Origin of the sequence: Sphingopyxis sp. (genome assembly GCF_034380315.1) — a bacterium.
In the GTDB taxonomy this organism is placed as follows: domain Bacteria; phylum Pseudomonadota; class Alphaproteobacteria; order Sphingomonadales; family Sphingomonadaceae; genus Sphingopyxis.
The window spans coordinates 311,476-324,735 of record NZ_JAXMPB010000004.1 but is presented as its reverse complement, the minus strand read 5'-3'; the positions used below and the strand labels follow the sequence as shown (position 1 = coordinate 324,735).

The following is a 13,260-nucleotide window of genomic DNA, read 5'->3' as shown; positions in this document are numbered from 1 at the left end:
GGGCGGCATGGAGCGATCAACCCAGACAGCTTCCCCAAAGGATATTTATGCGCGCCGAAGATATTGCCCTCGCCAACCGGCTCGCCGATGCGGCGGGAGCCGCGATCCGTCCGCTGTTCCGTGCCGGATTCGCCCACGAGGCAAAGTCCGATGCCTCGCCCGTGACCGAGGCCGACCGGGCGGCCGAGGCCGCGATGCGTAAACTGCTCGACGCAGAGGCACCGCGCGATGGCATCATCGGCGAGGAATATGGTGCCGAACGCCCCGAATCGAGCCGTCAGTGGGTGCTCGACCCGATCGACGGCACCGTCAGCTTCATGGCCGGACGGCCGATTTTCGGCACGCTGATCGCCCTTTTGCAGGATGGTTGGCCCGTTCTGGGGATTATTGACCAGCCGATTTCGGGCGAACGCTGGATCGGTGCGATGGGACAGCCGACGATGTTCAGCGGCAAGCCCGCGACAACTCGCGTCTGCCGCAGCCTTGCCGACGCGGTGCTGGCCACCACGGGGCCGCAATATTTCACCGATCACGATGGCGAGCATTTCATGGCGCTCGCCGCAAAGACCGCGCACAAGCGCATGCTGTTCGGGGGCGACTGCTACAATTACGGTCTGCTCGCCAGCGGCCATATCGACCTGGTGGTCGAGGCCGGGCTGAAACTCCATGATTTCGCGGCACTGGTTCCGATCGTCGAAGGCGCCGGCGGAACGATGTGCGACTGGAACGGCGACCCGCTCCATGCCGAAAGCCAGGGTCATGTCCTCGCCCTCGGCGACCCCGCCCGGCTCGAGGATGTGATCGAGGGCCTCGCCTGTAACCACTGACACGCGGCGCCACGGAACAGATGGGAACGCCCATCGCATGCACACATGCACCGCTGAATAGTGACAGCCGGGGGGCTTTCCATAGCCCTCGGCGCACAGGGGGCACCGCACGGGGCACCGCAACGCTTGCATTTCTGCGCGAATCCCGCTAGGCGCGCGCCTTCGCACGATAGTGAGCTGATCTGCCTGGCTGAAAGGGCTGCCAGGGCCGGTCGATATCGTCGCAGTATAAGGAGACGAAAATGCCCAAGCTGAAGACTAAGAGCGGTGTGAAGAAACGCTTCAAATTCACCGCCTCGGGCAAGGTGAAGCACGGCGTTGCCGGCAAGCGCCACCGCCTGATTTCGCACAATTCGAAATATATCCGCACCAATCGCGGCACCAGCGTGCTTAGCGATGCCGATGCAGCCCATGTGCGCCTTTGGGCGCCCTATGGCCTGAAGTAAGGAGCGCTATCCATGTCCCGTATCAAACGCGGCACGACCACGCGCGCCAAGCACAAGCGGATTTTGGATCAGGCGAAGGGCTATTATGGCCGTCGCAAGAATACGATCCGCATCGCGCGCCAGGCCGTCGAAAAGGCCGGTCAATATGCCTATCGCGACCGCAAGGTTAAAAAGCGGAACTTCCGCGCCCTGTGGATCCAGCGCATCAACGCTGCCGTCCGCGCCGAAGGTCTGACCTATTCGCAGTTCATGCACGGCGTAAAGCTCGCCGGGATCGAACTCGACCGCAAGGTCATGGCCGACCTCGCGATGAACGAAGGCGGCGTGTTCGCCGCGATCATCGCACAGGCAAAGGCAGCGCTGCCCAAGGCCGCCTAAGCCTTTTGCGGCATTGCGAAGCTGACAAGAGGGCGGTCCCATCGGGGCCGCCCTTTTTCGTGGCCCGCTTACCGGGGACCACACCGGCTCGCTTGGCTCGGCGCCCCATACAGGAACGGCGCGAGGAGCAAGCCCCTCGCGCCGTTCCGACGATGATCCGTCGGGATACATCGCCCCCCTCCCTCCGAACCGAATAGCCGTGGGTCGCAGATAGCTGACGGCCGGCGGAAGCGTCCCTTTCGCGGCATATATATCTGCGCTGGCACCAAAAATTGTAAAAACCCGACACAATGGCCGCATAGGCTGTTGTTTTGTTACGCCGCTCGCCTCTACACTGTCCCATCATGCCAACGCCCTCCTCTCCCCCGGTCCTTGCAGAAGAGCCCAGGGTCAGGACATGTTTCTTCCCGGTTTCGGCCCCGCTGCGCCCCTATGCCAGCATCATCTATCTGACCGAGGTCGATGCCCCGCCGGGATGCCGCGTCGAAGATTATCTGCACCCCGAATGGGCCAATCTGCGCTTTATAGAGGGTGAAACGCCGCTCGCCGCGATCGGCGGCGGGGCGACCGACGCGGTCGCGACACCGCGCTTCATCGCGACCGGCCCGACGAGCATCGCCAGCTACTTCGCGGCAGGCTCCATGCGCGTGTGGGGAATCGGAATTCTGCCGATGGGGTGGGCAAAATTCTTTGCCCTTCCCGCCGCCGAACTCGCCGATCGATACTGCGACGGCGAAACCCATCCGGCCTTTGCCATGCTGCGCCCGCTGGTCGGCCGTTTGCGAAAGGCCAATGACATCGACGCCGCGGCACAGACGATCGACGCTTTTTTTGTCGGCCTGCTCGACGGTGCACCGCGCGACGACCCTTCGATTCTGGCCGCCCACGCGGCGCTGATCGACGACGATCCGGGCAGCGTCGGCGATCTTGCGAAGCGGCTCGACCTTTCCGAACGCTCGGTCGAACGGCTGTGCCAGCGCGCCTTCGGCTTTCCGCCCAAATTGCTGCTGCGCCGCCAGCGCTTTCTACGCAGTCTCGCGCGGTTCATGCTCGACCCGTCGATGGCGTGGATCGACGCCATCGACTATCATTATTATGATCAAGCGCAGTTCACCCGCGATTTTCAGCGCTTCATGGGCATGTCGCCGCGCGAATATGCCGCGCGCCCCAAACAGATATTGGGGGCCGCCGCCCTGGCCCGTGCCGCGGTGGCGGGCGAAGCGGTCCAAGGCCTTCACAAACCCACGTCATAGGCCCTTCGGGCTTGACCCGCTCGGCCCGTTCGGTGCAAGCGGCGCCAAGGCAAAGGCATAGCTTTCCGCCGCGAACAGCCTGACAGGCGACAAGGAAGAAAGCGGCGGCGCGCATCCCGCGACCCGCCGCCGCAGGACGAATGACGATGACCGATTATCAGGGCATGCAGGCCCGGCTAGAGGCCGACATTGCGGCAGCCGCCGATCTCGACGCGCTGGAGGCGCTGCGCGTTGCCGCCCTCGGCAAGACCGGAAGCGTTTCGGCGCTGCTCAAAACGCTCGGTGCGATGACGCCCGAGGAGCGACAGGCCCAGGGGCCCCAGATCCACAGCCTGCGCGAAGGCGTGACGGGCGCGATCGCGGCGCGCAAGGCGGCGCTCGAGGGTGCGGCGCTCGAAGCAAAGCTGGCGGCCGAACGGCTCGACATGACCCTGCCCGCTGCCGCCGCACCTGTCGGCAGCGTTCATCCGGTCAGCCAGGTGATGGACGAACTGGCCGAAATTTTCGCCGACATGGGCTTTGCCGTCGCGACGGGGCCGGAGATCGAGGACGACTGGCACAATTTCACCGCGCTCAACATTCCCGAAACCCACCCGGCGCGGGCGATGCACGACACCTTCTATTTCCCCGACAAGGATGCAGAAGGCCGGTCGATGCTGCTGCGCACCCACACGTCGCCGGTGCAGATCCGCACGATGATGAACGCGGCGCCGCCGATCCGCATCATCGCGCCCGGCCGCGTCTATCGCAGCGACAGCGACGCGACCCACACGCCGATGTTCCACCAGATCGAAGGACTGGTGATCGACCGCGGCATCCATATGGGGCATCTCAAATGGACGCTGGAAACCTTCCTCAAGGCCTATTTCGAGCGCGACGACATCGTGCTGCGGCTGCGCCCCAGCTATTTCCCCTTCACCGAACCTTCGGCCGAGGTCGACGTTGGCTATGCCCAGGAAAAGGGGCGGCGCATCGTCGGCGGCAATGGGGATGACGAAGGCCATGCGTGGATGGAATTGCTGGGCAGCGGGATGGTCAATCCGCGCGTCATTGCCAATTGCGGCCTCGATCCCGACGAATGGCAGGGCTTTGCCTTCGGCGTCGGGGTCGATCGCCTGGCCATGCTGAAATATGGGATGGATGATTTGCGCGCCTTTTTCGACGGCGACCTGCGCTGGTTGTCGCACTATGGGTTCGGCGCATTGTCGGTGCCCACGCTTTCTGGAGGGATTTCGGCATGAAGATCACCCTCGACTGGCTGCGCGAGCATCTCGACGGCGACTATGGCGTCGGCGATGTCGTCGCGACGCTGAACCGGATCGGCCATGAGGTCGAAGGCGTCGAAAACCCGGCCGAAAAACTCGCGGGCTTTCGCGTCGCCAGGGTGCTGACCGCCGAAAAGCATCCGCAAGCCGACAAGCTGCAGGTTCTGACCGTCGATACCGGCGACGGCGGCGCGCCGCTGACCGTGGTGTGCGGCGCGCCCAACGCGCGCGCGGGCCTGGTCGGCGTGCTCGGCCTGCCCGGTGCGGTGGTGCCCGCGAACGGCATGGAATTGAAGGTCGCAGCGGTACGCGGCGTCGAATCCAACGGCATGATGTGCTCGACGCGCGAACTCGAACTCGGCGACGACCATGACGGGATCATCGAACTGCCCGCCGATGCGCCCGTTGGCACCGCCTTTGCCGATTATCATCAGGTCAATGACCCGGTGATCGACATTTCGATCACCCCGAACCGGCAGGATTGCATGGGCGTGCGCGGCATCGCGCGCGATCTGGCGGCCGCCGGGCTCGGCACGCTGAAACCCCTCGCCGTTCCGATCATCGCGGGAGAGGGCGCCCCGGCGACCGAAATCCGCACCGACGATGGCGATGGCTGCCCCGCCTTTTACGGACGCACGATCAGCGGCGTCACCAACGGCAGCGCGCCTGAATGGATGCGCCGCCGGCTGGAAGCGATCGGTCAGCGGTCGATTTCGGCGCTGGTCGACATCAGCAACTATGTGATGTTCGACCTTGGCCGCCCCAGCCACATCTATGACCGCGCGAAACTTTCCGGTACGCTGGTCGCCCGGCGCGCAAACGATGGCGAAAGCGTCACCGCGCTCAACGGCAAGGATTATACGCTGGCGAGCGGCATGACGGTGATCGCCGACGATGCGCAGGTTCACGATATCGCCGGCATCATGGGCGGCGAGCATAGCGGGTGCAGCGAAACGACGACCGACGTCCTGCTCGAGATCGCCTATTTCACCCCCGAACGCATCGCGCTGACCGGACAGGCGCTCGGCCTGTCGAGCGACGCGCGCGGCCGTTTCGAACGCGGGGTCGATCCCGCCTTTCTCGACGACGCGACCGCGATCGTCACCGGCCATATCCTGGCGATCTGCGGCGGCACGCCATCGGCGGTCACGCGCGCCGGCACCCCGCCGGTCGCGGCGCGCCACATCGACTATGATCCGATCCGCGCCGAAACATTGGGCGGTGTCGCCATCCCCGCCGAGCGCCAGCGGGCGATTCTGGAGGCACTGGGCTTCGCGGTCATGGAACAGGGCGCGCAGTGGCAGATCGCGGTACCGAGCTGGCGCCGCGACATGGACGGCCCCGCCGATGTGGTCGAGGAGGTCACGCGCATTCATGGGTTCGACGCCATTCCGTCGACGCCCTTGCCGCGCACCGACGGGGTCGCGCGCCCGACCGCGACCGCCGAACAATTGCTCGAGCGCCGCCTGCGCCGCGCCGCCGCCGCGGCCGGCTTTCACGAGGCGGTGACATGGAGCTTCATTTCCGAACGCGAAGCCGCTCCCTTTGGCGGCGGCGCATGGAGCCTCGCAAATCCGATCAGCGAGGATCTGAAGGTCATGCGCCCGTCGCTGTTGCCGGGCCTGCTTGCCGCCACCGCGCGCAATCAGAATCGCGGTGCCGACAGCGTGCGGCTGTTCGAGATCGGCCGCCGCTATGGCCGCGATGCCGAGCGACCGACGCTGGCGCTGCTGATGGCGGGCGACAAGGCCCCGCGCGACTGGCAGACGGGCAAGGCCGCCCCCTTCGGCGCCTTTGACGCCAAGGCCGCGGCGCTTGCGCTGCTCGACGCGGCGGGCGCCCCCGCCGACCGCCTGCAGGTGATGGAGGCCGTGGCCGAAGGCGCTATCTGGCACCCGGGTCAGTCCGCAACGCTGCGGCTGGGGCCGAAAACGGTGCTCGCCGAATTTGGTGCGCTGCATCCCGCGCTGACGAAGCATTTCGACGTCGACGGTCCGGTCATGGCGGTCCAGATTTTCATGGACGCAATTCCGGCCAAACGCGCCAGCGGACCGGCGCGCAGCGCCTTCACCCCGCCCGCGCTGCAGTCGGTACGCCGCGACTTTGCCTTTCTGGCGCCCGAAAGCCTGGCCGCGGCCGATCTGGTGCGGGCGATCCGCGGCGCCGACAAGGCGGCGATTATATCCGCGCGCCTGTTCGACCGCTTTGCCGGAGCCGGCGTTCCCGATGGCCAGATAAGCCTGGCGGTCGAAGTCGAGTTGCAGCCGCAGGACAAAAGCTTCACCGATGCCGAGTTGAAGGCGATCGCCGACAAGGTGGTCGGCGCGGCGGCGAAACTCGGGGTCGTCCTTCGGGGCTAAGCGCCGCTCTCAGCCGCGTGGCGTGGGCGGCGGAACAGGCCATGCGGCGAGGCCGAGCGGCGTCAGCGGGTCGGCCACCAGCCCGCTGACAAGGGCGGCCTGAATCCGCGTCGCGGGCCACAGACGCGACAGCGGCCCGACCAGCCGATTGCGGATCATCGGCAACAGGCGGCTGTCCGACTGATATACCGGGGTGAACAGCGCGGTCAGCCACTGATAGACGCGGACATGGCGGCGGCGCAGCGCGATCGCCCTGGCGATGCCGTCCGCCACCGACACGCCTTCGGCCAATCCGACGCACAGGGCCCAGGCGTCGAGCAACGCCATATTCGCGCCCTGGCCCAGTTGCGGGCTCGCCGAATGCCAGGCATCGCCGATGTGGATCAGCGCCGGTTCGGCCGGTGCAGCCAAGGTCCGATGCGCATAACGTGCGAAGGTCAGTTGGTCGGGCGATTCGATCTGCGACAGCATCGGCGCGCAGGACGGCCACAGCGCCGCGACCTGCCCCTTCCACGCATCGATGCCGCCGCGCCGCCAATGATCCAGCCGGTCTGCCCGCAAGGACCAGAAGAAGGCGGCTTTCGCGCGGTCGCTTTGCGGAAGCTTGCCGATGGGAAGCACCCCGACCATCATACTGGCCCTGGAATAGCGCTGTTCCAGCACATGGGAATCGAACGGGCCGGCATCGGGCCAGTCGAGACTCGCCCATAGCGCGCCATAGGCCAGTTCGCGCCCGGTCGGCGGGGCCAGCGGCGTCCGACTGCCCAGGGCATCGACCACAAGGTCAAAAGGGCGGCTGTCCGGGCGACCTTCAAAGCATAGCGCGCGCCGCTGCCCCACCAGGCGGCTGCCGGTCAGCAGATGATCGGTTTCAACGGCGACATCCTCGCTCAGCACGGCGACATGAAGGATCGAGAAAAGGGTCGCGCGATGGATGCCGACGCCAAAGGCCGCTCGCCCGCGAAGCGCCGCATAATGGACATCGAGTACGACCCGATCGCCCTCTTTCCCGAACAGGCGGTCGATCCGCGCTCCGGCCGCCAACACCGCATCGAGCAGGCCGAGCCGCGCCAGGACCGCCATGCCCGTCGGCTGCAGCATCAGTCCCGACCCAATCGGACGCGCTGCTTCGAAACGCTCGAACAAGGTGACACGGTGCCCCGCACGGCGAAGAAGCAGCGCCGTCGCCAGCCCGCACGGCCCGCATCCCGCGACCGCGATGTCGAGCGCCGGACGGTCCGTGGCGACCGCGATCACGCCGCCACCGCATCCTCGCTATTGCTGCCCGCCGCCTCGAGCATGCGCTTCTCCAGGCTTCGGACCCGCGCCGGGCTGTCGATCTTGTCGCCGATCAGATCGGTCACATAGAAGGTATCGACCGCCCGCTCGCCATAGGTGGCGACATGGGCGCTGTGCACCGTCACCTTGGACTGGAACAACGCATAGGCAAGCTGGTTGAGCAGGGCGGGACGGTCCTGGGCGTTGACCTCGATCACCGTGAAGCGGTTCGACGCCTTGTTGTCGATAAAGACGTTGGGCGCGACGCGAAATGCCTCTGCCCGGGCGCGCGGCAACGCGCGCGCCTCCAGCTTGGGCAGCAATTTCTGCCGGTTGGCGAGCGCATCCTCGATCGCACGGGTCAGGCGGACGATCTGTTCGGCCTCTGCAAAGGGGCGGCCGAGCGGATCCTGGACCAGGAAATTGTCGAGCGCGAGCCCGTCGCGCGTCGTATGGATGCGCGCGTCGATGATGTTTCCGCCGGCAAGGTGGATGCCTCCCGCGATCCGATAGAAAAGCCCCGGATGGTCGGCAGCGAGCACCATCACCAGCGTCGCGCCGCGATCATCGTCGGGAACCGCCGCGATGTGCAGCGGGGCCGTCCCCGCCTTTTGGATATGGATCAGATTCGCCGCGATGACCTCGACCGGCTCGGCGATCCAATAGCTTTCAGGAAGGCGCCGCGCGAGCGTTTCGAAGTCGGCATCGCCAAGCTGAAGCAGCGCCTGCGCCTCTTCCTTCTTGGCGGCGATGCGCGTCTCGCGTCCGCGCTGTTTATGGCCGAGACGCAGCACCTCTTCGGCCGCATCATATAATTCGGTCAGCAATTGCCGTTTCCAGCTGTTCCAGACACCGGGGCCCACGGCCCGAATATCGACGACGGTCAGGACAAGGAGCAGCCGCAATCGTTCGGGACTTTGCACGACCTGCGCGAAATCGAGGATCGTCTTGAAATCGGCCAGGTCACGCTTGAACGCGGTCGCCGACATCAACAGATGATGGCGTACCAGCCACGAAACCGTTTCGGTTTCGGCCTCGCTGAGCCCGAGGCGCGGACAGACGCGCATCGCGAGTTCGGCCCCCAATATGCTGTGATCGCCGCCGCGTCCCTTGGCGATATCGTGCAGCAGCACCGCGCAATAGATGACCCGCCGGGACTGAATCTGTCCCATGATCGCGGTCGACAGCGGGTGGTCGTCCTTCAACCGGTCCTGTTCGATGTCGGACAACAGGCCGATCGCGCGGATCGTATGCTCGTCGACCGTATAATGGTGATACATGTCGAACTGCATCTGTGCGACGACGCGGCCGAAATCGGGCACGAAGCGCCCGAACACCCCGGCTTCGTTCATCCAGCGCAGCACGGTTTCGGGATCGCGCGGGCTGGTAAGCACATCGAGGAACAGCGCATTGGCGCGCGCGATCCGCCGCACCTTGCCGTCGATCAGCTTCGCGTCGTGGCGCGCCTGCCGCATCGCCTGCGGATGGATTTCCAGGCCATAGCGGTCGGCAAGCTGAAAGATTTCGACCAGCCGCACCGGCTCCTGCTGAAAGAAATCGTCCGAAGGCAGCGCGAGCCGTCCGCGATCGAGGACAAAACCGTTGAGCTTGCCCGGTCGGCGCCGGATGGTGGGCAGAAAGCGCCGCCCGCGCACCGCCATCTGTTCGTCGAGATGGGCCAGGAAGGTTCCGGTGAGGTCGCCGACGCTTTTGGCGTGGAGGAAATAGAGCTGCATGAAACGCTCCACCGCGCTCTTGCCCGGACGTTCGGCAAATTGCATCCGATGGGCAATTTCGCGCTGAAAGTCGAAGGTCAGCCGGTCCTCGGCGCGCTTTGCAAGGATGTGAAGATGGCAACGCACGGCGAGCAGGAAATTTTCGGCGCGTGAAAATTGCCGCAGCTCGCGTGATGTCAGCAGCCCGGCATCGACCAGCTCGGGGACGGTGCGCACGCGGTGGATGAACTTGCCGATCCAGAAAAGGGTGTGGAGGTCGCGCAGCCCCCCCTTCCCTTCCTTCACATTGGGTTCGACGACATAGCGCGAATCGCCCATCTTCTTGTGGCGCTCGTCGCGTTCGGCGAGCTTGTCCGCCACGAAGGCGCGCGCATTGCCCGCCACCACCTCGGCCGCGAAGCGCGACGACGCCTGATCGTAAAGGTCGCGGTCGCCCCAGACGAAGCGCCCTTCGAGCAGCGCGGTGCGGATCGTCAGATCCTCCTTGGCGGCGCGTATCATCTCGTCGAGCGAGCGCGACGAATGCCCGACTTTCAGACCGAGATCCCACAATGTGTAAAGCTGCGCCTCGATCACCTGTTCGGTCCAGCTCGTCTGGCGAAAGGGCGTGAGAAAGCCGATGTCGACGTCGCTGAAGGGCGCCATTTCGCCGCGGCCATAGCCGCCGACCGCGATCACCGTGATTCGCTCGCCCGCCGACCGGTTGCTCGCCGGATAAAGATGATCGACGGTGAAGTCGTGCGACAGGCGAACGATCTGATCGATCAGAAAGGCCGTCGCCTGCGCCGCGAGGCGCCCCGCCGACGGGGCGTCGAAAAGGCGGCGCTCGACCTCTGCCCGGCCGTTCTCCAGCGCCTGTTTGAGCAGCGTCACCATCGCGCGCCGCCTTTTGCCATTGTCGGCGCTTTCCGCTGCGATCTCGGCCAGCCGGTCGGCCAGCGCCCGGCGATCGATGATCGCGCGGCGATTGGGCAGGGCGCCGAACAATTCGCTCATTCTTCCTCCGCCGCCAATTGCTTGAGCCGGTACAGCGCCTCCAGCGCCTCGCGCGGCGCCAGCGCATCGGGATCGATCGCGCCCAGCGCTTCACGCAGCACGTCGCTGGCCGCCGCCGGAACCTCCGCCAATGTCGCGGCGAACAGGGGCAAATCGTCGAGCCCCGCCGCCAGTCCGCCGGTCGCCTCGCGCCCCGCCTCCAGCTTGGCGAGCACGGCCTCGGCCCGTCGCACGACGGCGGCGGGCACCCCGGCCAGCCGCGCGACGGCCAGGCCATAGCTGCGGTCGGCAGGCCCCTCTGCCAGCTCGTGGAGCAGCACCAGGTCGCCCTTCCACTCGCGGGCCCGGACATGGTGGAGCGACAGTGCGTTCAGGCTTTCGGCAAGCCGCGTCAGTTCGTGATAATGGGTCGCGAACAGGCATCGGCAACGGTTCACCTCGTGCACCGCCTCGACCACCGACCAGGCGAGCGCGAGTCCGTCATAGGTCGACGTGCCGCGCCCGACCTCGTCCAGAATGACGAAGCTTTGGGGCGTGGCCTGTGCCAGGATGGCGGCGGTTTCGACCATCTCGACCATGAAGGTCGAGCGCCCGCGCGCCAGATTGTCGCTTGCCCCGACGCGGCTGAACAGCCGGTCGACCAGCCCCAGCCGCGCGGCAGCGGCGGGCACGAACGCGCCCGCCTGCGCGAGCACGACGATCAGCGCATTCTGGCGCAGGAAGGTCGATTTACCGCCCATGTTCGGCCCGGTGACGAGCCACAACCGGTCGCCCTCCGACAGCGCCACGTCGTTGGGGACAAAGCGTTCGCCGCTGCGGGCCAGTGCGGCTTCCACCACCGGATGGCGCCCGCCGCTAACGTCAAGGCACGGGTCGTCGGCGATATCGGGGCGGCACCAGCCGTGGCTCATGGCATGGTCGGCAAGCGCCGCCGCAACATCGATGCGGGCCAGAATGTCGCAGCTGATCGCAATGGCTTCGCGCCGCTTCGTCGCCTGTTCGGTCAGCGACTCAAGATGCGCCGCCTCGGCCGCAAGGGCGTGGACGCCCGCCTGCGTCACCCGCCCCGCCGCTTCGTGCAGGTCGGCCGAATTGAAACGCACCACCCCAGCAAGCGTCTGGCGATGGGTAAAGCCCGTTCCCTCGGCCATCAGTGCATCGGCGTGCTTTGCCGGCACCTCGACATGATAGCCGAGCACGCCATTGTGACGGATTTTGAGCGACGCGATACCGGTGCGGTCGCGATACTCGGCCTCGAGCGCCGCAATCGCCTTGCGCCCGTCGCGCGCGGTCTCGCGCAGGGCGTCGAGTGCGGCGTCATAGCCCTCGGCGATATAGCCGCCCTGTCCGGCATCGACCGGCGGGGTGTCGACCAGCGCGCGCGACAATTCATCGACGAGCGCGCCATGACCGTCGAGCCCCGGCAGTATTCGCGCCAGCAGGGGCGGCAGGTCGGCGCGGCGTCCCATCTGTTCGCGCAGCAGCCGCGCTCCACCCAGCGCGTCGCGCAATTGGGCAAGATCGCGCGGACCGCCGCGCCCCGCGACCAGGCGGCCGAGCGCACGCCCCGCGTCGGGAAGCGCGCGCAGGGCGCCGCGCAGTTCGCCGCGCCACAAGGCATCGCGCGCCAGCGCATCGACGAAATCGAGGCGGTCGAGGATCGCGCCGCGATCGGTCAACGGGCTCGCGATATCGTCGGCGAGCAGCCGCGCGCCCGCCGCCGTGACGGTGCGATCGATCGTGCCGAGCAGGCTGCCCTCACGCGCGCCCGACATCGTGCGAACAAGCTCCAGGCTTTCGCGCGTCGCGGCGTCGATCGCCATCCGTCCCGAAACCTGATGCCGCACCGGCGGCTGAAGGAAGGAGGCGGTTCCCGTGCCGACATGGTCGAGATAGGCGGCAAGCGCGCCCATTGCGGCCAGCTCGCCGCGGGTAAAGGCGCCAAAACCGTCGAGCGTCTGGACGCCGAACAGCGCCTCAAGCCGCTTCTGACCCGCCGCGCTCGCGAAATCGGCGGGCGGGCGCCGCACCAATTGCCGCGCGCCCGACATCGGCAGTTCCTCCGCGGCCTCGCTGACCAGCAGTTCCGACGGAGCAAGGCGCGCAAGTTCGGCATCGATCTGCTCGCCGCCCAGCGCGACGACCTCGAACCGCCCGGTCGAGATATCGGCGGCGGCGAGCGCCATTTCGCCCCCAACCTCGGCCAGCGCGGCCAGGCGGTTGGCGCTACGCCCCTCGAGCAGCGCCTCTTCGGTCAGTGTCCCTGCGGTGACGAAGCGGACGATGTCGCGCGCGACAAGGGCCTTCGATCCCCCGCGCGCCTTGGCTTCGGCCGGGGTTTCGACCTGTTCGGCAATCGCGACGCGGTGCCCGGCCTTGATCAGCCGCGCCAGATAGGATTCGGAGGAATGGACCGGAACCCCGCACATCGGCACCGGTTCGCCGCCATGTTCGCCCCGCGACGTCAGCGCGATGTCGAGCGTCGCCGCAGCCGCCTTCGCATCGTCGAAGAACAGCTCGAAAAAATCGCCCATGCGATAGAAAAGCAGGCAATCGGGCGCCTTTTCCTTGAGCGACCAATATTGCGCCATCATCGGCGTCGCGGCGGGAGCGGCTTGATTGGAATTGGCGGGCTTGCGGGCAGTTGCGGGCATGGGCCCTGCTTAGTGATTGAGGGCCGCATGGCAAGGCGCTGGCATCACCCCGGCGCATATTGGCGGT

The 13,260-nt window shown here is 66.5% G+C and carries 9 protein-coding genes; 6 read left to right on the top strand and 3 right to left on the bottom strand.

Going from position 1 to position 13,260, the window contains the following annotated elements; all coding sequences use genetic code 11:
• The first annotated feature begins 47 nt into the window (after positions 1–47).
• The 6 genes from hisN (at position 48) to pheT (ending at position 6,529) form a co-directional block, all read left to right on the top strand.
• Entirely contained in the window at positions 48–827 is a 780-nt protein-coding gene (gene hisN / locus U0S50_RS09775) for a histidinol-phosphatase (protein WP_322308581.1), read from the top strand.
• A gap of 242 nt (positions 828–1,069) precedes the next feature.
• Positions 1,070–1,273: a 50S ribosomal protein L35 gene (gene rpmI / locus U0S50_RS09770; RefSeq protein WP_322308580.1), complete on the top strand. Its 204-nt coding sequence runs from the start codon at positions 1,070–1,072 to the stop codon at positions 1,271–1,273.
• 12 nt (positions 1,274–1,285) lie between these two features.
• Entirely contained in the window at positions 1,286–1,651 is a 366-nt protein-coding gene (gene rplT, locus U0S50_RS09765; RefSeq protein WP_322308579.1) for a 50S ribosomal protein L20, read from the top strand.
• A gap of 344 nt (positions 1,652–1,995) precedes the next feature.
• Entirely contained in the window at positions 1,996–2,904 is a 909-nt protein-coding gene (locus tag U0S50_RS09760) for an AraC family transcriptional regulator (protein ID WP_322308578.1), read from the top strand.
• 146 nt (positions 2,905–3,050) lie between these two features.
• Positions 3,051–4,145: a phenylalanine--tRNA ligase subunit alpha gene (pheS, locus tag U0S50_RS09755; RefSeq protein ID WP_322308577.1), complete on the top strand. Its 1,095-nt coding sequence runs from the start codon at positions 3,051–3,053 to the stop codon at positions 4,143–4,145.
• Positions 4,142–6,529, top strand: a complete 2,388-nt coding sequence (pheT, locus tag U0S50_RS09750) for a phenylalanine--tRNA ligase subunit beta (protein ID WP_322308576.1) — start codon at positions 4,142–4,144, stop codon at positions 6,527–6,529. The genes pheS and pheT overlap by 4 nt, the downstream gene beginning before the upstream one ends.
• Positions 6,530–6,538: 9 nt before the next feature.
• On the opposite strand, the gene U0S50_RS09745 is transcribed toward pheT, so the two are convergent.
• The 3 genes from U0S50_RS09745 to mutS are packed head-to-tail and all read right to left on the bottom strand — an operon-like array spanning position 6,539 to position 13,193.
• Entirely contained in the window at positions 6,539–7,786 is a 1,248-nt protein-coding gene (locus U0S50_RS09745) for an NAD(P)/FAD-dependent oxidoreductase (RefSeq protein WP_322308575.1), read from the bottom strand.
• Positions 7,783–10,539 (bottom strand): [protein-PII] uridylyltransferase, encoded by a 2,757-nt coding sequence (locus U0S50_RS09740; RefSeq protein ID WP_322308574.1) that lies wholly within the window; start codon positions 10,537–10,539, stop codon positions 7,783–7,785. The genes U0S50_RS09745 and U0S50_RS09740 overlap by 4 nt, the downstream gene beginning before the upstream one ends.
• Positions 10,536–13,193, bottom strand: a complete 2,658-nt coding sequence (gene mutS, locus U0S50_RS09735; protein ID WP_322308573.1) for a DNA mismatch repair protein MutS — start codon at positions 13,191–13,193, stop codon at positions 10,536–10,538. Before mutS ends, U0S50_RS09740 begins: the two co-directional genes overlap by 4 nt.
• Between the last annotated feature and the right edge of the window lie 67 nt (positions 13,194–13,260).